This is a genomic window from Idiomarina loihiensis (assembly GCF_024584785.1).
GTDB lineage: Bacteria > Pseudomonadota > Gammaproteobacteria > Enterobacterales > Alteromonadaceae > Pseudidiomarina > Pseudidiomarina fusca.
In genome coordinates this window covers 1,655,661-1,682,130 of record NZ_CP074112.1, presented here as the reverse complement: position 1 = coordinate 1,682,130, position 26,470 = coordinate 1,655,661, and the positions used below count along the sequence as shown (strand labels likewise).

Genomic DNA, 26,470 nt, shown 5'->3' with positions numbered 1-26,470 from the left:
CTGCTGTAAATTTCGGATTTATCTTAAAAACAAATTATCGAAAAGTTTACAAGTCTGTGCAAAAAAACAGGTAAAAACCTTGTTGCAAAACTATTGTAAAAAGCTTTTAACTGTGGTTGTATTAGCAACGGAACTCAGAAGACATGCGTAGATGCATCTCTTACTGGAAGCCACTATTAAGGCTTACGACTAATAACTTTTACAAAAGTTCCGTATCAGCCAAATCAACAATAAAAAAATCAGGGAGACTTACATGGCTAAGCAGTCATTTTTGTCAAGTTCTATCCGCGCCATCATGATGGCAGGGTTTGGTTCTGCACTATTAGCTGGCGCACCAGCAATGGCGCAAGATCAAAGCAATGAAAGCGAAGACGGCGAAAAAGCGAAAGCTGCCGAAAAAATTCAAGTAACCGGTTCTCGTATTCGTACCGACGGTTTGGATAGCCCAACTCCGGTTGAGATTATCACTACTGAAATTGCTACCGATCAAGGTTTGAACACCCTCGGTGAATTGTTGCGTACGTCAACAGTTGCCTCTGGTTCTGACCAGTTGATCTCTGCATACTCTGTTGGTTATGTAACCAACGGTGGTTCAGGTGCTGAGTCAATCTCAATGCGTGGTTTAGGTGCTAGCCGTACCTTGGTACTACTGAACGGTCGCCGTGCAGGACCTGCGGGTACTCGTGGTACCGTATCTGCGTTTGATATGAACGCATTACCAATCAGCATCATCGAGCGTGTTGAAATCTTGAAAGATGGCGCATCATCTTTGTACGGTTCTGACGCGGTTGCTGGTGTAATCAACATCATCACCAAAAAAGGTGAAGGCGGCGAAGTTAACTTCTCTGGCTTAGCTCCTTTTGAAGGTGGCGGCGAAACTTATCGTTTAAACGCTACTTACGGTGACTCTTTTGACCGTGGTTCATGGCGTGTGGTTGCTGACCACAACGTGAACACTGGTTTGATTCGTGCCGATCGTGATTATTTTGACTGTTCAACTCGTTACTTGTTCTCGAACATCGTAACTGGTGAGCGTGCTGACCCAATCGATCCACGTACTGGTGAATACCACTGTAACGAATCAGGCTTTGGTTTATGGCATGCCTATGCAGGTGTTGGCTTGCCAGCAAATACTAGTGCTGGTCGCTTCCAGTTCAACTACGGTGGCTACGATGTAGCTGACCCAACTACTATTAACCCATACTACAACCCTGCTGATCCACGTAGCATCGGTGTTGAAGGCGTTAACCCGTTCTTGCGCGCTGCGCCAGACGGTTGGTACTGGGCTGGTTACAATGCTGAATCTGACGGCTTGTTGGACGGTGGCGGTCACCCGTTCCGTTTACAACAAACTATGGTTCCTGAAACTACCGTTTCTTCAGTATTCTTACAAGGTGACTACGACCTAACTGATACTATCTCAGCTTACGGTGAGTTATTGCACAGCCGTCGTACCACCGAGTCTGAAAGTGCTCGTCAGTTCTGGACTGCAGACGTCGGTTACGTCTCAATCAATTCTATTGACGGCTTTGACGGTGATGGTTACGTGATGCCAGTGCATTACACTAATCACTACGGTAACAAAACAACCATCGACTACTCACGTGCAGTAGTAGGTTTAGAAGGCTCTATCGGCTTCTGGAACTGGGATGTTTCTTATCAGCGTTCACACAACAGCGGTACTTACGCACAAGATATCATCTTGCGTGACTCTATGTTGATGGCACAAGGATTGTTGGCCACCGGTGCAACTTGTAACGGTGAAGTAACGCCAATTTCTGGTAAAGCTTGTTACGACTACGACTGGTTCGATCCACAAAACTTGTACGGTAACCCAAGCCAAGAAGCTCGTGACTTCTTATTCGGTTACGACAAAGGTAAAACTACCTACAAGCAAGACACTTTTGATGCATACATTACTGGTGACTTGTTCGATTTACCAGCAGGTGCTTTGTCAACTGCAGCGGGTATCTACTGGCAGCGTGACGAAATCAACGACGTACCTGGTGAGAACACTCGTAACGGTAACTCATGGGGCTTATCAAGCGCTGGTATCACTGCTGGTAAAGCAACTACCAAAGCTGTTTATGCTGAGTTCCAAGTACCAGTATTACGTGACTTACCATTCGTTGAGAGCTTAGATTTAACGGCTTCTGGTCGTTGGACTGACGTTGATGCGTACGGTGATGATACTACTTATAAACTAAGCGCTAACTGGTCTATCGGTGAAGGCTTCCGAGTGCGTGCTTCACGTGGTACTTCATTCCGTGCACCAGCATTGTTTGAATTGTACCTAGAAGGTCAAACTGGTTTCTTGGGTCAAACCAACGATCCATGTTTGGACTACGTAAACGCAACCAACCCACTAGTTCGTGAGAACTGTGCGGCCGCTGGTATTCCAGAAACTTATACTGATACCGTAGGTACTGGTAGCTCGTCATTTACTACCATCACCGGTGGTGGTGCAGGCGTACTCCAAGCTGAAACTTCAGTTTCTGAAGGTATTGGTTTAGTTTACGAAAGCGCTGAAGGTACTTTCGCAGCGTCTGTTGACTACTACGACGTAGTAATCAGCAACCAGATCTCAAGCGTTTCTGGTGCAGCTGTATTGAACCAGTGTTATACCTCTACTGACTTCGCAAACGAGCCATTCTGTAATCAGATCGACCGTAAAGACGGTACTGCTGATGGCGATTGGTCAATTCAAGAAGTTCGTGGTGGTTACTTGAACACTGCTCAACAAACTGTTCGTGGTTTTGACTTCGTAGTAACTTATCAAGATTCATTTGATTTTGGTGACTTACGCGTGAAGTTAGACCATACGCACCAAGTTGAGCGTTCATTCCAGCAGTTCGTAACTGATACTCCAGAAGATTCACTAGGTTGGATCGGTAATCCGAAGTCTATCGGTACGTTAAACACTACCTTGACTCGTGATGAGTGGAGCTTCAACTGGAACATGGCTTACTATGACCGTACTGAAGACTATTCATACTACGGCACCGACTCTACCACTCTTCGTGGTGAAGACGTTCGCTTCGTAGCACACATCCCAACTTATGTGTTGCACTCAATCTCTGCGAACACTACGTTCAATGACAACATTGACGTAACTTTCGGTATCGGTAACTTGTTCGACAAGCAACCGCCTTCAGTGAGCCCAGCAGCAGCTGCAGTGGTAGGTAACACTCCATTGTTCGCATCGCAAATGGACTACTTAGGTCGTCGCGCGTTCTTCAACATCTCTTACCAGTTCTAATTGGTAGGTTCGTTGAAACGAACAAGCAAGATGAATGATAAAAGCCCCACTTAGGTGGGGCTTTTTTATTTACTTTGTTTTACAATTAACGATAGTATTATTAACAATTATAAAGACAGACACTCTCTACAGAACACGAGGCAAATATGAAGTATTCTTCATTGGTGATGGGTTTAGCAGCATTAGCTGTACCCATGTTAACGAATGGCGCTGAGGTGAAAACCGAGCTGCTAGAAAGCTATGCGAAACATTCGCAATACTTGGATGTAAAAATCTCCCCCCGCGGTGACTATTTAGCAGCAACATCGCGCAATGAAGAAGGCTCGGTATTACTAACTGTCTTAGATATTAACGAGAGCAAGATTCTATCTATCACCCAAGGCAATGGGCGTGAATCAGTATCGTCGTTTCAGTGGGCGAATAACGAGCGTCTAATCATGACCATGGCGCGCGAGATTGGCTCTTTGGATGCACCGGTACCTACGGGTGAAATCTTTGCCATGAATGCTGATGGCTCGAACCAAGTGATTCTAACTGGCCCACGTTCAAGCGATGGCAACTACGAGTTTGCACAAGTGGTAGATTATTTGCCAGAAGATCCTGAAGCCATCATGATCTACACCCGCTCGTTTTTCTCCAAAGAACCCTATTTAGATCTGTATACCATGAAGGTCACTTCTGGGCGTAAGCGTTCAGAAGGGCGCATCCCGCTGCGTGCCTATGCGAGCACTAACGTGCAGGTAGTACTAGATAGCGATGGGGTGTCGCGGATGGTGTTAGGGATCGACCCGAACGAGAAAAACAAGACGGTGATCTTAGGTCGTGATGGGGCCAACAAAGACTGGTACGAAGTTGATAGTTATTACGAAACCGATGGCGGTTTTGTGCCTTTATTGATGTTGCCAGGTACCGACCAAGTGTTAGGTCTGAGTGATAGCCAATCGGATACTCGCTCGTTGAGTGTGTTGGATTTAAGCACGAAACAAGAAACCGTGATGGCTGAGCATCCAAATACCGATTTGATGCCGATCATGAGTGTGAAGAATGGTCGAGCCAACGAAGTGATTGGTGCTGCCTTTGAATACAATGGTATTGATACTTTCTTTTTTGATGATGTTGAAGATAAGGATTACGCCCGCTTGGTGCAAAGCTTGATTGCTACCTTTCCAGGTCAGTCGGTGGGCATTAATTCGTCAACCCGTGATAATCGTAAATTGATTGTGCGGGTAGAGTCAGTGAATGCTCCTGCAAAATTTTATTTGTTCGACCGCGATAAGCGTGCGCTGACGCCGATTGCTGCGGCTAAACCTTGGTTGGATGGGCATACGATTCCAACGACGCAAACTATTGTCTATAAAAGCCGTGACGGATTAGATATTCATGCCCTGCTAACCTTGCCTAACGGTAAAGAAGCCAAAGATTTACCGTTGATCTTATTACCACATGGCGGCCCGCATGGTATTCGCGACAGCATGGGCGGTATGGACTCTGATGCCAAAGTGTTAGCAGAACATGGCTATGCGGTATTGCAGCCTAACTTCCGTGGCTCAGGTGGGTTCGGTCGGAAATTTATGGAGCTTGGTTATAAGAACTGGGGCACCACCATGATTAACGACATGACCGATGGGGTGATGCACTTAGTGAAAGAGAAAATAGCCGACCCAGACCGTGTCTGCGTGTATGGCGCCTCTTATGGTGGTTATGCTGCGGTACAAAGTGGTATTCGTGAGCCAGACCTGTATAAGTGTATTGTGGGCTTTGTTGGGGTGTATGACTTAAACCTGATGTACGAACAGGGCGATATTTCTGAAGCTCAAGCGGGCCGTAACTATTTAGATCAAGTACTACCTAGTGATAGCGAAGGCCGTACTGAGCAATCACCGATTGATAACGTGGATAAGCTCAAAGCGCCGGTGTTCATTATTCAAGGTGGTGCCGACATCCGGGTGCCAGAAGAGCATGCCTTCCGCTTGCGTGATGCCTTGAAAGAGCGTGAGCATCCGTACGAGTGGTTGTATAAGAAAGGTGAAGGCCACGGATTCTACAAACCAGAAAATAACGTTGAGCGCTGGCAGAAGATGCTTGCCTTCTTCGAAGAGCACATTGGCGACTAATTAAACGTTCGCGATAGAGAAAAAGCCCCACTGTTTTGCAGAGGGGCTTTTTTTAGGCTTAAAAGCAAGGCCTTAACCATCTTAAATGAATGCAAAATTAGTTAAGTGAGAGCCGAAATAACACGAATATGACGATAAACTGCATGTTTATATCGGTGATTAGACACAGTGCGGTGAAAATAAGATCACTTTTGTTATAGTTATTTGCGATAGAACGCTTGCTCACATCGATTATTTTCATTAGTATCAGGTTGACCCTAATCAAAAAAACAACGATTTCACGGGGTTTTTTCTGATCTGGGTCAGACTTGGTTCGCACGCTGCTATGCGTGTTGAGCTATAGCAAAAAAATCACTTAAAAGTGGTCCAGGGAGAATAATTATGTATACCAATAGCAAAGTTGCTAAGTCTATCCGCTTAGCTCTGATGTTTGGTGGTGCTTCATTAGCATTATCAGGCACAGCTGCAGCACAAGACACGTCTGAAGACGAAGCCGGTGCTGAAGCCCAAGAACGCATTTCTGTAACAGGTTCACGCATCAAGCGTACCGACCTTGAAACCGCAAGCCCTATCTCAGTATTTACTGCTGCCGACCTTGAAGCCTCAGGTTACGCTACGCTAGAAAAATTCGTACACTCGTTGCCATCAGTGAACGGTGCTGCGCAAGGTTCGAACGTAAACAACGGTAGTAACGGTAGCGCCACGGTATCTTTGCGTGGTTTAGGTTCTGGCCGTACCTTGTTGTTGGTGAACGGTCGTCGTACTGCATTCAGCGACATGAACTCTATCCCAATGGCGTACGTTGAGCGCGTTGAAGTGCTACGTGACGGCGCATCTACCGCATACGGTTCTGATGCAATTGCCGGGGTTATCAACTTTATCACCAAGCGTGACTTTGAAGGTGCTGAGTTTGTTGCTCAATATGACCTAACTGGCGAAGGCGACGGTGAGACCACGCGTTTAGCAGCTACCGTAGGTACCTCTAGCGACCGTGGTAACGTAGTATTATCACTAGAGTACACCAACCGTAACGAAATCTGGCAGGGCGATCGTGATTTCTCTGAATGCCCATTGTTCGATGACGGCAAAGGTGGTGTTTACTGTGGTGGTTCTGGTACTACTGCGATGGGTACTTGGACAACCGTATCTAATTCTTACAAAGGTTACGTAGTTGACCCAACCACAGGTGCACTGCGTCCATTTAACAATGCTACCGATGGCTTTAACTACGCTGCAGTAAGCTACATGGTTACGCCAATGGAAGTATTCAGCATCAACGGTGCTGCCACTTATGAATTAACACCAAGCACGACTGCGTTTATCGAAGGTGGTTTCACTAACCGTCAATCAGACCAGTTGATGGGTGCTGAGGGTACTTTCTGGGGCCAATTCGTTCCAGCAACTAACCCGTACAACCCAGTAGGTGAAGACCTTTATATCAACCGTCGTTTAGAAGAGTCTGGTGGCCGAGCGTTCACGCAAGACATGAACGATTATCGTATGGTTGCTGGTTTTGAAGGTTACCTAGACAATGGTTGGACGTGGGATGTGTCTTATAACTACACCCGCTTTGTTGATACCCGTGTTGACTACGGTCGTGCCAACGCAAATCGCTTCTTGAACTTAACTGACCCAGACTTGTGTGCTGATGATGCAGCTTGCCCTGGTGTGTGGAACCCATTTGCACCAGGTACCTTGACCCAGGCGATGATGGATTACGCGTTCTTACCTAACTCTCCGGTAGTACGTGGCCAAACCAAACAGTTCTTGGCTAACATCTCTGGTGACTTGATGGGTATTGGTTTGCCAGCAGGCGATATCGCTTGGGCAGCCGGTGTTGAGAAACGTTGGGAAGACTATTTGTATCAACCAGATGGTGCTGCACTGATTGGTGAAATCTTCTCAGTAGCTGGTGAGAAAACTGAAGGTCAGTACGATGTAACTGAAGCTTACCTTGAGCTTGACGTACCACTATTGGCAGATCTGCCAGGGGTTGAAGATTTGAGCTTGTCTGCAGCAGTACGTAGCTCAAACTACAGCTTCTTGGATTCAACCACGAACACCAAATTTGGTTTAGAGTACAAGCCGTTTGAAGGTTTGTTGGTTCGTGCGACTCGTGCTGATGGTTTCCGTGCGCCAAGTATTAGCGAGTTATTCTCACCACAGCAAGAATCTAACTTAGCGTACAACGAGCCATGTAATGATTGGGGTACTAAAACCAACCAAGCGTTACGTGATAACTGTGCCGCTGAAGGCTTACCACAAGACTTTGAATTAGCATCTAACCAGTCTGCATCATTGGTTGGTGGTAACCCAGATCTTGAGCCAGAAGAATCAGAAAGCTTAACCGTAGGTTTTGTTTACACGCCTGAGTTCATTGAGAACTTCAGCTTGGCCGTTGACTACTTCGATATCAAAATTGATAACGGCGTAGGTAAAATCGACACCAACACCATCGTGAATGGCTGTTATACCAGTGTTGATTTCAGCAGCCCATTGTGTGACTTGATCTTGGGTGCCGCAGAGATGGGTCGTCCAGCTTACAGCTCAAACGCTCCAAATCGTGATATCTTAGGTGCCGTTTCTGGTATCGTGGCTAGCTTAGCGAACTTGTCTACTTTCGAAACTTCTGGTTACGACTTTGACGCAAACTGGTCAACCGATCTTGCTTCAGGTTTGTTGAAGTTACGTTTAGACGGTACTTACTTGAAAGACTATAGCTTTGTTTCTTCACCTGGTGCTGAGCCTACTCAGTATGCTGGCTACTATGCGGCAGACCAGTGGGAAGACAGCATCGCTGCATTCTCTAAAGTTCGTGCAAACTTCACTGCTACTTACGATATGGACAATGTGTCAGTATCTTGGGCAGCACGTTACATGCAAGGTACCGATGACTTAAGTGGCGAGCCTACTTACACCAGTACTTATGCAGGTAGTGCGGTTTACCACGACTTGCAGGCGAGCTACGTGATGAACGAAACCACCACCATCAGTGGCGGTATTCGTAACATGTTCGACCGTCAGCCTCCATACACCACGAACAACCAAGACATGAACACCATTGCTTCTTCTTATGACTTGGCAGGTGCTTACTGGTACGTTCGTTTAGGTATGAAGTTCTAAGCGTTGACAGTTCCGATGAAAAAAGCCAGCATGAATTTGCTGGCTTTTTTATTGGTGGCTTTTTTTCGAGAGCCTAAGGAGAGCAGGTGAAGCGTTCCCAGCAACCGCAAGCAGTGCTGCAACAAGCACTGACACTGTATCAACAGCAGCAGTATCAAGCGGCGCTACCTTTGTTGCAGCAGCTTAGTCAACAGCTGCCTGAGCAGGCGTTGGTATGGCACGTGCAGGCCTTAACTCTGCGTAAGTTAGGACAGTTAACCGCTGCCGCACAAAGTTTTACGCAGGCTTTAAAGATAGCTCCTAAGCATCACGAAATTCTGAATAACTACGGTAATTTATTACGTCAACAGCAACGATATGAGCAAGCTCAGCAGCAATTTAGGTTGGCTTTACAAGCTCAGCCCAACTTTTTTGAGGCGCGCTATAACCTTGGTTTAACCGCTTTGGCACAGCAGCAGTTAGATGATGCCTTGGCTGCCTTTTTGACAGTGCTTAAACAGCAACCGCAGCATACGCAAGCGCGCTTAGCTGCAGCGGAAGCTTACCGCTTACAAGGGCGGGCGCAGCAAGCGCTGGAGCTCTTGCAACAGAGCTTCCATGCTCAATCGGTGGCATTTTTACGCCAACGCGCGCTTGCGTTTTTTGCCTTAGATGAAGTCGACTTAGCCTATGCCGATATGCGGGCTGCACTTGCTTTGCAACCACGTCAGTTGGCGCTGCACGAAACTTTTTCAGACATGCGCTGGTTGCAGCAAGATAGCGATTGGCTGGGTAGCTATTACGAGCAATTAGCTGCTCATAACGACTGGCATGATCTACGTCTTGGGTTAACTCATCGGTTAATCAAAGCTGAGCAATTTGAGCTGGCGGAGCAGACCTTACAGCCCTTGTTGCAATTAGACTCGGTGCCAGCGTCGGTATGGTTATTGCAAGGGCATTTAAAACGTATGCAAGGGCAACTGGCCCGTGCAGAAGATTATCTGCAGCGAGCCTTAAGCTTGCAACCGGAGCAGCAAGAAGCACTGTACGAGATGTTTGTGACTCAACTCGGGCAGCAAAACTATGTAGAGTGCTTGCAGCTGTCGCAAAAGTTGGTGACGTTAGCACCTGGGCATCAGGGCTGGTGGGCGATGCGTGCTACGGCGTTGAAAGCTAGTGGCGATTGGCAGGGCTATCAGCGTTTGTACGATTTCGGACGTTTCGTGCGCCCGTTTGCGTTAACTACCGCCGCAGACGGCGGGTTGTCTGATTTTAATCAAGGCTTGCTGGCTAAACTGGAGCGCCTGCATACGCAAAAACAACATCCGTTGCAGCAGTCGCTACGCAGTGGTACTCAAACCGACGGCCAGTTATTTCTTAATCAAGATGAAGATATTCAAGCGCTGAAGCAACAGATTTCAGCCGCGGTAACACAGTATATTGCCGAGCTACCCGATGACCCAGAGCATCCGTTTCTAAAGCGCAAAAGTGGCCGCTTTAAGTACACTGGCGCCTGGAGTGTGCGGCTGAATTGTTCAGGCTTTCATCGTAATCATTATCATAGCGAAGGCTGGATCAGTGGCTGCTTCTATGTGTCGATTCCCAAGGCGGTAAACCATGACGGCCATGGCTGGATCAAGTTTGGCCAAGCGCAGTTGGATCCGACCTACATGGATGAACCTGACTATATTGTTAAACCACAAGCTGGCGTAGTGGTCTTGTTTCCGTCGATGATGTGGCATGGAACCGTGCCTTTTGCTGACGATGAATACCGCGTGACTGTGGCTTTTGATTTGGTGCCAGAGGAGTAACGATAAACATGTATTGGGGTGCTTTTAGTAAAGAACAGGAGCAGGGCGGCAGATTAAAACGCCATCCGCAAGCCGTTGAAATGCCCAAAGGCGAGATGTTTTTAGCGGCCATCACACAGATAGTGCGGGCCGAATACGGCTTTGTGAAAGCAGTAGACGAAGGTACAGCACAGGATGCCAAGGGGCAGCCGTTACCTTTGTTTACTTACCCTGCTATTGAATACTTGCAACAGTTTGATTATCGTCAGAAGCGAGTGTTTGAGTTTGGCGCCGGCGGCTCTACTAAGTTTTGGATGCAGCGGGCGCAGCAGGTGATGAGCGTCGAGAATAATGCCCAGTGGGTGCAAAAATTAAAGCCTGAACTCGCTGCTAATGTGACCTTGCTGCATGTTGATGGGGATGATTTTCCGTGGACCATTGAGCAGTACCAGCATGGCTTTGATGTGATTATTGTGGACAGCGCTGGTTACCGTTATGACTGTGCTAGTGCCGCCATAGGTAAGCTGAACCAAGGTGGCATGATCATTTTGGATAATGCTGATTGGCACCCTAATACGGCCAAGTTTTTACGCGAACAAGGCTTAATCGAAGTGGATTTTACGGGCTTTAAGCCAGGCGAATGCCACAGCTCGACCACGTCTGTGTTCCTTCATCGTGATTTTAATTTTACCAGTTTAGCTGCGACCCAACCTAGTTTTGGCATGGGCGCTAAATGGATTCATTCTGAGGCCTGGGATAAACCTTACGCACGCCGGCAGAAATAACTTTAAGAATTAGGTACCCTCATGACAGATGCAGTAACCACAGCAGAACTCCAACAACAACTAGTAACAGCTAGCGAACAAGGCGATTTACTGCAAGCGATTGGCTTGCTAGAGCGACTGATCCAAGCGGAGCCGAAGCAAGTTGGTTATCATGAACAACTGGGGCAAGCACTTCGCCAGTATTGTGATAGCGAAGCCAAGCAGCAGCAACTAACGGGCTTAGTAGAACAACAGCCTTATGCTTTTACTACGCGCTTGTTAGTGGCGCGCTTTGCTGAAATGCTAGGACAGCCTGAAGCTGCATTTTTGCATTACAGCCAAGCCATTAATACGGCGCAGAGTCTTGGCTTTTGGCTCAATGATGCATCTACTGCGCCTTGGTGTCGGCCCTTTGTGCAGCATGCGTTGAAAGTAAGTGCGCAGCAACGAATCGCCCAAGGCCAGCAATGGATTAGAGAGCTACAACGAGACTACGAGCAGCAAGATCTGGCGCGAGTGATTAAAGCCGTGCGCATGCATACGGGTGAAATCGCAGTTGAACATCATGACAAGCGCCAGTTACCCAGCTATTTTTACGTGCCGGATTTACCCGTAGCACCGCAATTTCCGCGCGAGGCGATGCCTTTTATTGATGAGTACGAAGCTGCCGCTGCCGGCATTCAGGCTGATCTGCATCGGGTATTAGAGACCCAAGCTGAGTTCCCGCGTTTTCAGTATCAAGGTGGCGAAGAGCAGTTAACCGAAGGCGGTAGCTGGGATGCGTTCTTCTTTTATCGACATGGTAAAGCCTTTACTGAAAACTTAGCCCAATGCCCAACCACGGCCGCTGTGCTAGATAGCTTACCCTTGTGTCGCATCCCCCAGCACTCGCCCGAAGTCTGTTTTTCTATTCTACGCCCCGGAGCTCATATTTTACCCCACCGTGGCGTCACCAACCTGCGCTCGGTATTGCATTTGGGCTTAGATATTCCCACGGACTGCGCGTTGCATCTACCTGATATCACCGAGATACATTGGGACGAAGGCAAAGCCTTTGCGTTTGATGATACCTATTTGCATGAAGCATGGAATCGCAGCGACCGCACTCGAATTGTGTTGCTGGCAGATATCTGGAACCCGTACCTGACTGAGGTTGAGCGCGCTGCACTTACAGACGTGATGGTTAAGCTAGGAGAATTTAACCGTGCCGTTAAAGCGGTGGCGTAAATGGCGCTCTAGGTACCCAAGTAATACGAAAATTGGCGTTCCCGGCAGGAGTCGAACCTGCGACCTGCCCCTTAGGAGGGGGCTGCTCTATCCAGCTGAGCTACGGGAACGCAGCCACAAAAAAACCGGCAAGAGCCGGTTTTTTCGTAACACGAAGTTAATCACACACCATGCAAGCAGATGCTTACAGTGCGTTGATTTTCGCGCTTAAACGGCTCTTATGACGAGCAGCTTTGTTCTTACCGATCAAACCTTTGGTCGCATAACGATCCAATACCGGTTGAAGGCCAGTAAATGCCTGCTGAGCAGCCGCTTTGTCGCCCGCTTCAATAGCAGCAATTACTTTTTTCAATTGGGTACGCATCATAGAGCGACGGCTCGCGTTGTGGCGACGGTTTTTTTCTGCTTGAACCGCACGCTTTTTAGCAGACTTAATGTTAGCCAAGGTGAACTCCTAAAATTCGTTATCAAAATGCATTGGTGTAATAGGGCGGGGAATATGCCTGTTTTTAGACCTAAAGTCAAGTGCGGAATTCGTTATTCGTTGTTCGTCCGCTTCGCTGTTGGTCCGTTACACTGTTCGTGAAAACATAAAACAAGGAGGGTTAATTGTGGCTAGGGAATTGATTGTTACAAAGGTTGCGATAGAGCTGTGTTGTGAGATTTACGATATAACGAGATGTTTTCCAGAGGGCGAAAAGTATGGCTTAAAAAGCCAGATGCAAAGATGTGCGGTGAGCATTCCAAGTAATATAGAGGAAGGAGCGCACAGAGGAAGTAGCAAAGACTTCTTACGTTTTCTGTTTATTGCTAGAGGTTCACTTGCTGAACTTAAGACGCAGTTAAGAATTGCTGTGCGACTTGGTTATATTAGATCAGACGAAAATGAATTATTATCACGTACATACCAATTATTAAATGCGTTAATTAACACGTTGAAGCTTCGAATAGCGGAGCGTACGAACAGCGAAGCGCACGAACAGCGCAGCGCGCGAATAACGAAGCGCACGAACAGTGAAGCGCACGAACAGCGCAGCGCACGAATAACGAATAACGAATAACGAGGTTACATTGTCTAAATCCCTTGCTAAATCTGGTTTGATCGTTAGCTTCATGACCCTTATTTCGCGGGTGCTGGGGCTGGCGCGTGATGTGGTGATTGCGAACTTGATGGGCGCGGGTGCGGCGGCGGATGTGTTCTTTTTTGCCAACAAGATTCCTAACTTTTTGCGGCGATTGTTTGCGGAGGGGGCGTTTGCGCAGGCGTTTGTGCCGGTGTTAACAGAATATAAGCAGGGCAAGACGCTGGATGAGCAGCGGTTGTTGATTGCGCGGGTGGCGGGCACGCTGGGTACCTTGGTGACAGTCGTTACTTTGGTGGGGGTGGTGCTGTCGCCGGTGGTGGCTGCGTTGTTTGGTACGGGTTGGTTTATTGATTGGTATTACGATGGGCCGCAGGGGCATAAGTTTGTGTTGGCTGCGGATTTGTTGCGGATTACCTTTCCGTATTTGTGGTTTATTACCTTTACGGCGTTGGCTGGGGCTATTTTAAATACCATTGGCAAGTTTGCGGTGGCAGCGTTTACGCCGGTGTTTTTGAATATTGCGATTATTGTATTCGCGATCTGGTTGGGGCCGCAGTTAGAGCAGCCCGAATATGCGCTGGCGTGGGGTGTGTTTGTTGGCGGGGCGGTGCAGTTTTTGTTTCAGCTGCCGTTTTTGCGCCGTGCGGGATTGTTGGTGCGGCCGCGCTGGGGCTGGCGTGATCCTGGGGTGACCAAAATTCGGACCTTGATGATACCGGCGTTGTTTGGGGTGTCGGTGAGCCAGATTAATTTGCTGTTGGATACTTTCATTGCTTCGTTTTTGATGAGTGGGTCGATTAGCTGGCTGTATTACTCGGACCGTTTGTTGGAGTTTCCGCTGGGGTTGTTTGGGATTGCGATTGCGACCGTGATTTTGCCGGCGTTGAGTTCGCGGCATGTGGATAAATCGGCGGCGGAGTTTAGTCGCACCTTGGATTGGGGTATTCGGACGGTGGTGTTGCTGGGTTTGCCGGCAATGGCGGGGCTGATCGTGTTGGCCGAGCCGATGCTGATGGTGCTGTTTATGCGCGGTGAGTTTACGCCTGAGGATGCGCGGTTGGCGTCGTACAGTTTGTTTGCCTACGGTTCTGGTTTGTTGAGTTTTATGTTGGTGAAGGTGTTGGCGACGGGATTTTATTCGCGCCAGGATACCAAGCGTCCGGTTAAGTACGGGATCATCGCTATGGTGACTAACATGGTGTTTAATTTGGTATTTGCGATTCCGTTTGGTTATGTGGGTTTGGCCATTGCCACTTCGTTGTCGGCGGCAGTGAATGCGGGTTTGTTGGGCTATAATCTATGGCGCGATGGGGTGCTGAAGCGTTATCCCGGTACCTTGACGTATTTCGTTAAAGTGGCGCTGGCCGTGGCGGCGATGGTGGCGGTGGTGTTGTACTTGGCGCCGCAGCGGGATTGGTGGTTGACGGTAGAATTTATGGATAGGGTGTGGCAGTTGGCGGTATTAATTGGCGCTGGTGCAGGCACTTATGCATTGATGTTGTTGCTGTTAGGCGTGGCTAAAGGGCATAAGCTGTTAGCGAAGGGCCGGTAGCATCATTAATAAAGGATAATTGGAGCCGGCGCTAAGTGGTTTAGCTGGTTTGGTTTAACCCTTGCTGCTGTAACAGGATGTTTTCATGAAAATGTATTCTCTTCTTATGTTGGTCCCCCTACTGTTTGGTATGGCGGTTAGCCCATCTGCTAGCGCTGCTGACGATGCTGTGGCGAGCGCAGATCAGCCGCAGTTGCCGGAGCATTCGCGGCTAGTCAGCACTACTGCAGGGCAGTTTCATGTACGGGCGATGGGGCTGGAGAACAGTGGCCCAGCGGTGGTTTTGTTAGCGGGGCCTAATCATAACTATCACAGTGATAGTGCGTGGTTCGCAGCCTTGCAGCCGTTGTTGGCGCAGCAGTATCGAGTGTATAGCGTTGATCGGCTGGGTAATGCCTTGAGTAGCTATAGCGAGGAAGTGTCCTATCGCCGCTTTGCCGATGATTTGGCCTTGGTGCTGCAGCAATTAGGTGAAACCGAGTTGGCCGTGGTGGCGTTTGCCAGTGCCAGTATCAGTGCGCGTTGGTTTTATCAGTCCTATCAGCAGCAGTTTGCTATTCAAGCCATGCTGTACATCGATCCTGACATTCCGTTACCCCATTCGTTGAGTTTGTATCAGGGCTATCCGGCTGACTGGTATCAGGCGAATCTGGATAAGTTACTACCGCATTTGGCGGCAGGCAATTGGATCGCGAGAACACAGGAAAAACTTGAGGCTGAGCATCAACACGTGCGCGAGCTCGTAGCGCAAGATTCGAGTATGATGGATTGGAGCTACTTTGAACAGATCATGCAGTTGCGCTTGCTGGTACCGCAGCAACAGACGCGGGCGCGTGAGATAGCGGCCTACCGTGCGGACTTAGAAAGTTATGCCTCGTTAGCCATGATTACTAAGATACCTGTGAGTGTTATCGACAGTGATTTCGAGCAGCAGGAGATTGCAGCTGCAGCGGATGACACCGAGCTGGTGGCAGCCCTGCAACAGTGGCAGCGCGAAGGCAGTGCTTGGAGTGCTGAGCAGGCCAAGATTTCTGGCGGGCAGTATATTCCGTTGTCTGATAGTGACCATCTGGTGCCACTACAGCACCCACAGGTTGTCGAAAAAGCCCTAACTAAGTTGCTCAACGCCGACGGCGATGAGCATTAACTACACCGCAACATCTTGATGAGGTGCTTGAGCGATCAGCTACTCGAGCTGGTATTAATGAGTCTTTAGTGTCTGGTTAGCCTTTGGTGAGCCTGTTATAATCGCCGCTTTGTTAATCATTTACGTTAATCATTTACCGAATCACAAGTAACGATAGGCTCACTACGTTCTCATGCAGTTAATTCGCGGAATACATAATATTCGCTCTATCCACCGTGGGTGTGTGCTCACTATTGGTAATTTTGATGGGGTGCACTTAGGTCATCAAGCGGTGCTGGCGCAAGTTAAACAACAGGCGCAAGAGCGCGGTGTCGCAGCCACTGTGATGACCTTTGAGCCACAGCCGCAAGAATTGTTTCAGCCGGATAAAGCACCAGCGCGCTTGACCAATCTGCGCGAAAAACATCAAGCGTTGCGCGCCCAAGGGATTGATCGCCATATTGTAATTGAGTTTAATCGTAAGTTTGCCAATATGCCGGCGGCTGATTTTATTGAGCAGGTGTTGGTGGCAAAACTCGGTGTGAAATTTTTAGTGGTGGGTGATGATTTTCGCTTTGGCCACGGGCGCACAGGTGATTTTGCGATGTTACAGCGGGCTGGCGCCGAATTTGGATTTGCAGTGGTCGATACGCAAAGTTATCGGCAGCAGCAACAGCGAGTGAGCAGCACCGCCATTCGTCAAGCTCTCACTGTAGGTGATTTTGCAGCGGCCGAGGCCATGTTAGGTCGCCCCTTTGCTTTTGCTGGGCGGGTGGTGCATGGTGAAAAAAAAGGCCGGACGATAGGCTTTCCTACTGCTAATCTACAACTGAAGCGTTTACACTCTCCGTTACGAGGTGTTTTTGCCGTGCAGGTGCAAACCAATGATGGCAAAATGCATGCTGGCGTTGCTAATATTGGGCGTAGACCGACACTTAATGGCGAGCGGGTACAGCTTGAGGTGCACTTGTTTGATTTTACCGGCGACTTGTACGGGCAACAGTTGCAGGTGGTGCCGCGGCATTTTATCCGTGCTGAACAAAAGTTCGCTGACTTTGCTGCGTTGCAGCAACAAATAGAGCGTGATGCTCGCGCTGCGCGAGAGCTTCGGCCGTGATTCGGCGGTGATTCGTCCGCGTTGCTGTTCGTGCTTCGTCCGCTTCGCTGTTCGAACAGTGCGAAGCACGGACGAATAACGAACAACGAACAGTGAACGAAGTGAACGCACGAACAACGCATTTATAATTCAAAACTTGAAATAAGTCATGGGGCACAAAACACCCCGAAAAAAGGAACAGAAATAATGACCGACTATAAACACACGCTGAATCTGCCGGAAACTGAGTTTCCGATGCGCGGGAATTTGGCGCAGCGCGAGCCGCAGATGCTAGAGCAGTGGTATGCCGACGACTTGTACGGCAAGATTCGTGCCGCTAAAGCGGGTAAGCCGGTGTTTATTTTGCACGATGGCCCTCCGTATGCGAACGGCAGCATTCACATTGGTCATGCGGTTAATAAAATTTTGAAAGATATGATCGTGAAGGCGAAAACCCTTAGCGATTTTGACGCGCCTTATGTTCCTGGCTGGGATTGTCATGGCTTGCCGATTGAGCTGCAAGTAGAGAAAAAGTATGGCAAGCCGGGTAAAAAATTGACCGTTGCTGAGTTTCGGCAGCATTGTCGCGACTATGCGTTAACGCAAGTAGATGGTCAGCGTGAAGATTTTAAACGTTTGGGTGTGTTTGGTGATTGGGATAATCCTTATCTAACTATGAACCCGCAACAAGAAGCGGATAGCATTCGGGCGTTGGGCAAGATCATTGCTAATGGTCATTTACAGCAGGGCTTTAAGCCAGTGCATTGGTGTACGGACTGTGGTTCAGCCTTGGCGGAGGCCGAAGTAGAGTATCAAGATAAGCGTTCACCAGCTATCGATGTAAGCTTTGCAGCGGTTGACCAAGCCCAGTTAGTAGCGGCTTTTGATCATCCGCAAGACCACGCCGGTGAAGGCGAAGTGCAGGTGGTGATTTGGACGACCACACCTTGGACTATTCCGGCCAACCGAGCCATTTCGTTGCATCCAAGTTTGGATTATAGCTTGGTGCAGGTTGAGGCTACGGCAGAGCGGCCGGCGCTGCGCTTGGTGTTGGCTGATGATTTGGTGACCAGTGCGATGGCGCGTTGGGGTATTGAGCATTACCACAAACTTGGCTTTGCCAAGGGCCAGGCGCTAGAAAATATGTTGGTGCAACATCCGTTATTTGCGGACGTGCAGGTGCCTTTGATTTTGGGTGAGCATGTCACCACTGAATCGGGTACGGGTTGTGTACACACGGCACCAGGCCATGGTGTGGATGACTTTATTGTTGGTCAGCGCTACGGCATTGAGGTGTATAACCCAGTGGGTGACAACGGCGTCTATAAAGATGACACACCGATGTTTGCTGGTCAGCACGTGATGAAAGCTAACGACAACATCGTTGAGGCGTTAAAAGAAGCCGGCAAGTTAGTTCACCATGAGGCCTATCAGCACTCGTATCCGCATTGCTGGCGGCACAAAACCCCGATCATTTTCCGTGCTACGCCACAGTGGTTTATTAGCATGGATAAGCAAGGGCTGCGCAGCACTGCGTTAGAGCAAATTAAACAAGTACGTTGGGTGCCAGAGTGGGGCCAAAGCCGTATTGAAAGTATGGTGGAAGGTCGTCCGGACTGGTGTATCTCGCGCCAACGCACCTGGGGTAACCCGATTGCAGTGTTTGTGCGGCGTGACAACGATGAGTTGCACCCGCGTACACTGGAACTGATTGAAGAAGTCGCTAAGCGAGTAGAACAAGCTGGTATCCAGGCTTGGTTTGATTTAGATGCAGCAGAGCTACTCGGTGACGAGGCAGCGGATTATCGCAAAGTAACAGATACCTTGGATGTATGGTTTGACTCGGGCGTAACGCACGAAGCCGTCTTGAATAAGACACCAGGCTTACAGTGGCCAGCTGATTTGTATCTGGAGGGTTCGGATCAGCATCGTGGTTGGTTCCAGTCGTCGTTGTTAACGGGCGTGGCTATGTATCAACAAGCCCCTTATAAGCAAGTGCTGACCCATGGTTTTACCGTAGATGGACAAGGTCGGAAAATGTCCAAGTCGATCGGTAACGTGGTGGCGCCGCAAGAGGTCATGAATAAGCTAGGTGGTGACATTCTGCGCTTGTGGGTAGCGGCAACGGATTATTCCGGTGAAATGACGGTATCTGATGAAATCTTGAAGCGTGCAGCCGATAGTTATCGACGCATTCGTAATACGGCGCGTTTCTTGTTGGCGAACATCAATGAGTTTGAGCCAAGCCAACACGCGGTCGCAGCTGCTGAGATGGTTGCTATTGATAAGTGGATTGTGGCGCGCGCAGTAAGTTTGCAAAACGAGTTGTTGGCTGCGTTAGACGATTATCAATTTCATGTGGTGGTGCAAAAGCTGATGCACTTCTGCTCGATTGAACTTGGTAGTTTCTACTTAGATGTGATTAAAGATCGCCAGTATACAGCGAAGCGCGACAGTGTAGCGCGTCGTTCATGTCAGACGGCCTTGTATCATATTGCCGAAATGCTGGTACGCTGGTTAGCACCGATTTGTAGCTTTACTGCCCAAGAAATTTGGGATGCCTTGCCGCGTCAATTAGCTGATGGCCAAGCTCGTCAGCACTATGTCTTTACCGAGAGTTGGTATCGGGCTGCTGAATCTATCACAGTGACTGCGGCAGATAACGAATTGTGGCAGACCGTGTTGGCGGTTCGTGATGAAGTGAACCGTACCCTTGAGCAAGCGCGTCGTGACGAGGTGATTGGTGGTTCGTTGCAAGCTGAAGTAACGGTTTATGCGGTAGCGGATATTGCCAGCCAGTTAGCAAGTTTAGGTGATGAGTTGCGATTTGCCTTTATTACCTCTGCGGTGACTGTCGAAACCGTGACCTCTGCCCCAGCAGGTGCAGCGGCTACTGATTTGGCCGGGGTGTGGGTGCAAGTAGCGAAAGCAGCAGCACAGAAGTGTGACCGTTGTTGGCACCACCGCCCTGAAGTGGGCACCATTGCGGCGCATCCAACCCTTTGTTCGCGCTGCGTAACTAACGTTGAAGGTGCAGGTGAGGAGCGTCATTTTGCCTAGTAAGCCGATAGATTTGCAAAAGCGGGCCAGTGGCTTACGCTTTTTGTGGTTAACCTTGCTACTTATTGTGCTGGATCAATTTACTAAGCAGTGGGTGATCCGGGTGTTTGATTTGTACGAAAGCATAGAGATAATGCCGTACTTAAATTTCACCTACGTGCGCAACATGGGTGCAGCTTTTAGTTTTTTGAGTGATCAAGGTGGTTGGCAGCGCTGGTTATTCACCGGCTTGGCTATTGCCGTGAGCTTGGTGTTATTGGTGTGGTTGCGCCGTAATCCGGTCGGGTTATGGCGGCAGAACCTCGCCTTTACGCTGATTTTAGCGGGCGCTATTGGCAATGTGATTGATCGCATCATTTATGGCTATGTTATCGATTTTATCGATGTTTATGTGAATGAGTGGCATTGGCCAGCATTTAACATTGCCGACATGGCCATTACTATTGGGGCTGTATTGATGTTGCTAGAAGCGTTTTTTGAACAGCGTCAAGAGCCCGCGGGGCAGGAGTCAAAATAATGATCAGTCGTCTCCCGATCGAACACGGTCGTGAAGTGATTATGCACTTTACCATTAAGTTGAGTGATAACTCAGTTGCCGATAGCACCAAGATGACCGGTAAACCGGCTAAGTTTCGGATGGGCGATGGTTCGTTAACCGAAAATTTTGAAGCCTGTTTGGTTGGGCTCAAAGCAGGCGATGAGCGTGAGTTTACGCTCGAGGCCAAAGATGCCTTTGGCGAACCTAATCGCGACAACTATTATCAAGTGGATACCACTAAGTTTGGCGCTGAGCGACCCGAAGTAGGAATGATTTTTACGTTCCCGCAACCCGACGGCACAGAGTTGCCTGGTATTGTGCGTAGTATCAATGACCAGTTTGTGACCATTGATTTTAATCATCCGTTGGCGGGCCAGCAGGTACGTTTTGCGGTTGAGATTATTGAAGTGAATCCTTAAGAACCGTTCATCGTTAATCGTGCGCGCTTCGCGCTGTTCGTGCGCTGCGCTGTTCGAAGTATAATAACGAACAGCGAGCGTAGCGAACGGACGAATAGCGAAGCGGACGAATAACGAACAACGCACTTGGAGTTTTAAAATGAATATTGTGCTGGCGAATCCGCGTGGGTTTTGTGCTGGGGTAGATCGAGCCATTACTATTGTAGAGCGCGCGTTGGAAATTTTTGAGCCGCCGATTTATGTGCGTCACGAAGTGGTGCACAACAAATACGTGGTGGACTCGTTGCGGGCTAGTGGCGCAGTGTTTGTGGATGAATTACATGAAGTGCCAGACAACAGCATTGTGATTTTCTCTGCGCATGGGGTCTCGCAGGCGGTACGCCAAGAAGCCAAAGACCGTGGTTTGCAGGTGTTTGATGCCACTTGTCCTTTGGTCACCAAAGTGCATATGGAAGTAACGCGGGCGAGCCGTAAAGGCCATGAGTGTGTGTTGATAGGTCATGCTGGGCACCCAGAAGTAGAAGGCACCATGGGCCAATACAATAACGCCAAAGGCGGTATTTATTTGGTTGAGTCTGTTGCTGATGTAGCAACCCTTGAGGTGAAAAATCCGCAGCAACTCCATTACATGAGTCAAACCACCTTATCGGTAGACGATACCGCTGATGTGATTGATGCGTTACGGGCCAAGTTTCCGGATATTCAGGGGCCGCGTAAAGATGATATTTGCTATGCCACGCAGAACCGGCAAGATGCAGTGCGTGAGTTGGCTGCCGAAGTTGATTTGTTATTGGTGGTGGGCGCGCGTAATAGCTCCAACTCAAATCGCCTGCGCGAACTAGCAGAGAAAATGGGCACAGTATCGCATTTGATTGACGATGCCAGCTGTATCGATAAGAGCTGGTTGGATGGCGTGCAGGCGGTTGGCGTGACTGCTGGCGCTTCGGCCCCCGAGGTGTTGGTGCGTGACGTGATCAAACAGCTACAAGCTTGGGGCGGCAATCAGGTTGAAGAACGCAGTGGCCGCGAAGAGAACATTACTTTTTCTATCCCTCCTGAATTACGTGTGGTTGAAGTAAACTAACAGCTTTGCCGCTAGCCTTGTGCTAGCGGCCCAAACTCCTTGGAAGGAGGTGGCAAAGATGGGATCGGGCTTTAAAGAAGACCATTGCAACCAACCTAAAGCTTCCCACCAACGCCCTTAAATTTATCAACAAACGCCGAAATCTTCTGGAATACTGTTTGCTTCTTGGTACGGTATTCCGGGTTCAGCGGGCTTAGTTTCGGAAGTGTTGAATTCAGCTCGGTGCCGTTCTCGCTGGCGTATTCGCGGCGTAATGACGCTGCTATGTAGCGCTTGGCGGCGTCTTCGTTAAGGTTCTCTGAACGAATAAGTTCTTCGGCTTCGCGATCACGTTCCGCTTGCGCGAACCTATAGAAATCATCAATGATTTCCGACTTGTCTGGTATCGCATCTAATTCAGTTTGGTTAATAAACTTAACCACCAAGCTTTCTTTGGCGCGGTTGCCAAGGCTAGCTCGAATCAAACGGCGAACTTCTTCAATCAAGTCACCTTTGCTTTTGTTTTTCTTGTTCTGCTCGAATATCAGTTCAAGAATGTAGTCGAGGTTAATTTCCTGCGATTTTAGCAAGTCGATTTCAAACTCGATATCGTCCCAGTCAATCGTTGACTGTGCTTGGTTCTCGGCTGATTTCTCGCGGCGTATCCAGTCGCGAATATCGTTATAGGTCGAGCGATAATCCTGCACCTTGCGTTCAGGCGGTATGCGAATCGTTTGTAACGTCGCAATATCGTCGTCGCTTAAGTGATGCTCAATCTTGAACGCTTCAACAGCTTCTGCATCGCTCGTATCAATGGTCTGCAACGCTTTTAAGCTGGCAAATTCATCGTAGTTTTGCAGGATATTTTCAACACGCAAATACTCACCAAATAACTTGGCGAAGTCTTTCTTGTCTTTCTCGAGCTCAATTTCATCGGGGTTCGGAAAACGCTGTTCAAGCTCGGAAACCACCTCCATAAAACCACGTCGCGCTTGCCCTGTCACGAGGTCCGTGAAGCCCTCCATGTACTCTGTGTAGCTCTTTTCGAGCACCACGTTCTTGGTATTCTTATCACCAAATAAAGTGATGGCATCAATCGTCGCTTTCTCCAAATCACGGAAGGTCACGATATTGCCGAAAGTCTTCGTAGCATCGTAAATACGATTGGTGCGCGAATAGGCTTGAATAAGTCCGTGGTAACGCAGGTTCTTATCCACAAACAAGGTATTCAGTGTCGGTGCATCAAAACCGGTGAGGAACATACCGACCACAATCAGCAAATCAATTTCTTGGTTTTTCACGCGCTTGGCGAGATCGCGGTAATAATTTTGAAAGCCGTTGCTGTCCACACCATAGTTGGATTGAAACATGGCGTTGTAATCAGCAATCGCTGCGCTTAGAAACTCCTTACCGCTGCTATTCATAGCAGACACTTCAAAGCTTTCATCCGGTATCTCACCGATGGAATCTTGCTCCTCATTCGCGGCGAACGAGAAAATGGTCGCGACACGCAGAGGTCGCTCAGCGTCTTGCTGCAGTTGTTTAAACGCCTCGTAGTAGGCTTTTGCGGCATCAACGCTGCTGACCGCGAACATGGCATTAAAACCTCGCCCGCCCGCCTTCATGCGGTGCGTTTTTTGGCGAAAGTGGGTCAGTATGTAGTGGGTGATTTCCCGAATACGTTCCGGGTGTAGTAATGCCTGTTTATTTTCCGCTGCGCTAAGTTTTTTCTCGTCCTGTTCGGTCTCAATTTGATGGAACTGCGGGCGTACGTCGTTGTAGTCCACTTTGAACTTAAGCACTTTTTCGTCGCGAATGGCATCAGTGATCACATACGAATGCAGCTCCCGGCCGAACACGCTAGCGGTCGTCTCAGCGCCTAGTGCATTCTGTGGAAATATCGGTGTTCCGGTAAAACCAAACTGATAATAGCGCTTAAATTTCTTCTGTAAGTTCTTCTGCGCTTCACCAAACTGGCTGCGGTGGCATTCGTCAAAAATAAACACCACCTGCTGACGATAAACCGGTAAGTCACGCTCGGTTTTCATCAGGTTATTCAGCTTTTGAATGGTGGTCACAATGATTTTGTTGTCGTCCAAGCTCAAATTACGCTTAAGGCCTGCGGTGCTATCCGAGCCATTCACGCTATCCGGCGAGAAGCGCTGATATTCCTTCATGGTCTGGTAATCGAGATCTTTACGGTCCACCACGAAGAATACTTTGTCGATAAAATCGAGTTCGGTCGTTAAGCGTGCTGCTTTAAAGCTGGTTAATGTTTTCCCCGAGCCTGTGGTGTGCCAAATATAGCCGCCAGCATCGGTTGAACTCCATTGCTTGGCCTGAAACGCGCTCTTGATTTTCCATAAAATGCGCTCTGTGGCGGCGATTTGATAAGGCCGCATCACCAGCAAGGTGTCGCTCACATCAAACACCGAGAAGTGCAGCAACACCTTGAGCAAGGTCTCTTTTTGAAAGAAGGTCGCAGTAAAGTCTTTGAGATCTTTAATCAAGCCGTTGTCAGATTTCGCCCAGTTCATGGTGAAATCAAAGGTGTTCTTGTTACGCTTGACGGTGTTGGCAAAGTAGCGCGTGTCGGTCCCGTTTGAAATAACAAACAGCTGCAAATATTTAAACAGCGAGCTTTCTGCATTAAAGCTTTCTTTGCTATAGCGATGCACTTGGTTAAAGGCTTCACGAATGGCCACACCGCGTTTTTTTAGTTCAATTTGAACCAGTGGCAGACCGTTCACCAAAATGGTGACGTCGTAACGATTCGCATGCGAACCCGTTTGTTCAAACTGCTTGATCACCTGCACTTTGTTGCGCGCTATGTTCTTTTTATCGACCAAGTAAATGTTTTGAATACGGCCATCATCAAAAACGAAATCTTCAATGTAATCGTCGTGAATTTTGCGCGTTTTGTCGGTGATGCTGTCGCTGGGCCTATCAAGGTAGGTTTCAACAAAGCGCGCCCACTCGCCGTCCGAGAATTCAACGTTATTTAAGGTTTGTAACTGCACGCGCACGTTCGCAAGCATCGCCATTGGGTTATTCAGCCCGGGAACATACTCATAGCCCTGATTCACTAAATCTTGAATCAGCTCACGCTCTAAATCACTCTCGCTTTGATAGCTTTCAGCAACTTCATATTGCTTGGTGTACTTATCTAAAACGATAAAGTGTTTTGACTCGGCTATGGGTTTATAGGTGGTCATTCCTTTGTTTCCTTTTTCTGCAACAGCTTTTTCACTTCGCGGTCAAAATCTGACTCAATTTTCTGCTGCTTATTAAACTGTTCGTATTCTTGGTAGGCCTTCTGCTTAGCAATTGCGCGCGACACGCTGCCATAACCTTCCAGTATCTGGTATTCGTTAAAGGCTAAGAACTTATCCACACTGGCGGCAAAGGCTTCCATGGTAAAGGTATTGCGTCGTTCAATAATGCCCTCAATGTAATCAAAAAACGACGACACCGTGCGTTCTAGTTGTTTAATTTCGGTTTCTGATAAGTAGTTTTTGGCGATAATCGTATCTGATTTAAGCACGCGGCCTTTAGGGGCGTTCTTGTAGGTTGTCATGCCCATCAGTGGTTTAGTTGCATCCGCTTTCAGGCTAATAATTTCTGCCGACGTATGCCCGGTAATGGCATAGTGGAATTTATCTTGCACGTGGGCGTAGAACTGGCGCGTGGTTTCTGATTTTGGGTCGTAGTCGATACTGCACTCAGCAAAAATGTCGGTTATTTGCTGATAAATGCGCCGTTCACTGGCGCGAATGGAACGAACGCGCTCGAGGAGTTCTTTGAAGTAATCTTTACCAAAATACTGACCATTTTTCAGGCGCTCATCATCCATGGCAAAGCCCTTGATGATGTATTCTTTGATCAGTTGAGTGGCCCAAATACGAAACTGCGTGGCTTGTGTTGAGTTAACGCGGTAACCGACCGATATCACGGCGTCGAGGTTGTAGTATTCAAGCTTGCGCTTAACCTCTCGACTTCCCTCTTGTTGAACTGTTTCCAAAATGGAAATAGTTGCCTCACGCTGCAGCTCACCTGATTCATAAATGTTTTCAAGGTGCTTCGATATTGCAGGAACCCCGACACCAAACAACTCAGCCATGCGCTTTTGCGTAAGCCAAATGGTTTCATCGCTCAGTAACACTTCAACTTTAATGTCGCCATCGGGTGCGGTGTATAGCAGAAATTCAGAGGTTTGGTCTTTGACACTTAGTTTATTGGTCATCGGAAATTCCTTTTCCTTTTTGGGTTAAACTT

At 48.5% G+C, this 26,470-nt stretch carries 17 protein-coding genes and 1 tRNA gene; 14 read left to right on the top strand and 4 right to left on the bottom strand.

Annotated features, from left to right (window positions below; genetic code table 11):
* The first annotated feature begins 253 nt into the window (after positions 1 to 253).
* The 6 genes from KGF88_RS08115 to KGF88_RS08090 all read left to right on the top strand — a co-directional run bounded on the left by KGF88_RS08115 (position 254) and on the right by KGF88_RS08090 (position 12,256).
* Positions 254 to 3,259 (top strand): TonB-dependent receptor plug domain-containing protein, encoded by a 3,006-nt coding sequence (locus tag KGF88_RS08115; RefSeq protein WP_153825952.1) that lies wholly within the window; start codon positions 254 to 256, stop codon positions 3,257 to 3,259.
* A 146-nt stretch (positions 3,260 to 3,405) separates the two neighbouring features.
* Positions 3,406 to 5,373, top strand: coding sequence for a S9 family peptidase (locus tag KGF88_RS08110; RefSeq protein WP_153825951.1), 1,968 nt, complete (start codon positions 3,406 to 3,408; stop codon positions 5,371 to 5,373).
* Between the two features lie 381 nt (positions 5,374 to 5,754).
* A complete protein-coding gene (locus KGF88_RS08105) occupies positions 5,755 to 8,496 on the top strand; it encodes a TonB-dependent receptor plug domain-containing protein (RefSeq protein WP_153825950.1) in 2,742 nt (913 codons plus the stop codon).
* Between the two features lie 86 nt (positions 8,497 to 8,582).
* The gene (locus KGF88_RS08100) at positions 8,583 to 10,286 is read left to right on the top strand and encodes a tetratricopeptide repeat protein (protein WP_153825949.1); all 1,704 of its coding nucleotides are present in this window, start codon (positions 8,583 to 8,585) and stop codon (positions 10,284 to 10,286) included.
* An 8-nt stretch (positions 10,287 to 10,294) separates the two neighbouring features.
* On the top strand, positions 10,295 to 11,050 hold the full coding sequence (locus KGF88_RS08095; protein ID WP_153825948.1) for an SAM-dependent methyltransferase: 756 nt from the start codon (positions 10,295 to 10,297) through the stop codon (positions 11,048 to 11,050).
* A 21-nt stretch (positions 11,051 to 11,071) separates the two neighbouring features.
* Entirely contained in the window at positions 11,072 to 12,256 is a 1,185-nt protein-coding gene (locus tag KGF88_RS08090; protein ID WP_153825947.1) for an aspartyl/asparaginyl beta-hydroxylase domain-containing protein, read from the top strand.
* Positions 12,257 to 12,289: 33 nt separating this feature from the next.
* On the opposite strand, the gene KGF88_RS08085 is transcribed toward KGF88_RS08090, so the two are convergent.
* Together KGF88_RS08085 and rpsT are read right to left on the bottom strand one after the other, a co-directional pair.
* Positions 12,290 to 12,366, bottom strand: a tRNA-Arg gene (locus KGF88_RS08085).
* Positions 12,367 to 12,440: 74 nt separating this feature from the next.
* Positions 12,441 to 12,701, bottom strand: coding sequence for a 30S ribosomal protein S20 (gene rpsT / locus KGF88_RS08080; RefSeq protein ID WP_110076084.1), 261 nt, complete (start codon positions 12,699 to 12,701; stop codon positions 12,441 to 12,443).
* A gap of 166 nt (positions 12,702 to 12,867) precedes the next feature.
* Here rpsT and KGF88_RS08075 point away from each other — a divergent pair, with 166 nt between their 5' ends.
* The 8 genes from KGF88_RS08075 to ispH all read left to right on the top strand — a co-directional run bounded on the left by KGF88_RS08075 (position 12,868) and on the right by ispH (position 22,216).
* Positions 12,868 to 13,317, top strand: coding sequence for a four helix bundle protein (locus KGF88_RS08075; protein WP_162014452.1), 450 nt, complete (start codon positions 12,868 to 12,870; stop codon positions 13,315 to 13,317).
* 10 nt (positions 13,318 to 13,327) lie between these two features.
* Entirely contained in the window at positions 13,328 to 14,893 is a 1,566-nt protein-coding gene (gene murJ / locus KGF88_RS08070; RefSeq protein ID WP_153825945.1) for a murein biosynthesis integral membrane protein MurJ, read from the top strand.
* A gap of 85 nt (positions 14,894 to 14,978) precedes the next feature.
* Positions 14,979 to 16,040 (top strand): alpha/beta hydrolase, encoded by a 1,062-nt coding sequence (locus KGF88_RS08065; RefSeq protein WP_153825944.1) that lies wholly within the window; start codon positions 14,979 to 14,981, stop codon positions 16,038 to 16,040.
* 172 nt (positions 16,041 to 16,212) lie between these two features.
* On the top strand, positions 16,213 to 17,136 hold the full coding sequence (gene ribF, locus KGF88_RS08060) for a bifunctional riboflavin kinase/FAD synthetase (protein ID WP_153825943.1): 924 nt from the start codon (positions 16,213 to 16,215) through the stop codon (positions 17,134 to 17,136).
* 186 nt (positions 17,137 to 17,322) lie between these two features.
* On the top strand, positions 17,323 to 20,175 hold the full coding sequence (gene ileS, locus KGF88_RS08055; RefSeq protein WP_153825942.1) for an isoleucine--tRNA ligase: 2,853 nt from the start codon (positions 17,323 to 17,325) through the stop codon (positions 20,173 to 20,175).
* A 7-nt stretch (positions 20,176 to 20,182) separates the two neighbouring features.
* On the top strand, positions 20,183 to 20,692 hold the full coding sequence (lspA, locus tag KGF88_RS08050; RefSeq protein WP_110076100.1) for a signal peptidase II: 510 nt from the start codon (positions 20,183 to 20,185) through the stop codon (positions 20,690 to 20,692).
* Positions 20,692 to 21,132, top strand: coding sequence for an FKBP-type peptidyl-prolyl cis-trans isomerase (gene fkpB / locus KGF88_RS08045; RefSeq protein ID WP_153825940.1), 441 nt, complete (start codon positions 20,692 to 20,694; stop codon positions 21,130 to 21,132). The genes lspA and fkpB overlap by 1 nt, the downstream gene beginning before the upstream one ends.
* A 139-nt stretch (positions 21,133 to 21,271) precedes the next feature.
* Positions 21,272 to 22,216, top strand: coding sequence for a 4-hydroxy-3-methylbut-2-enyl diphosphate reductase (gene ispH, locus KGF88_RS08040; protein ID WP_110076090.1), 945 nt, complete (start codon positions 21,272 to 21,274; stop codon positions 22,214 to 22,216).
* Between the two features lie 95 nt (positions 22,217 to 22,311).
* Here ispH and KGF88_RS08035 read toward each other — a convergent pair whose 3' ends face one another.
* Both KGF88_RS08035 and rhuM read right to left on the bottom strand, forming a co-directional pair.
* Positions 22,312 to 25,410: a type I restriction endonuclease subunit R gene (locus KGF88_RS08035; RefSeq protein ID WP_153825939.1), complete on the bottom strand. Its 3,099-nt coding sequence runs from the start codon at positions 25,408 to 25,410 to the stop codon at positions 22,312 to 22,314.
* Positions 25,407 to 26,438, bottom strand: a complete 1,032-nt coding sequence (rhuM, locus tag KGF88_RS08030; RefSeq protein ID WP_153825938.1) for a virulence RhuM family protein — start codon at positions 26,436 to 26,438, stop codon at positions 25,407 to 25,409. The genes KGF88_RS08035 and rhuM overlap by 4 nt, the downstream gene beginning before the upstream one ends.
* Positions 26,439 to 26,470: the final 32 nt, after the last annotated feature.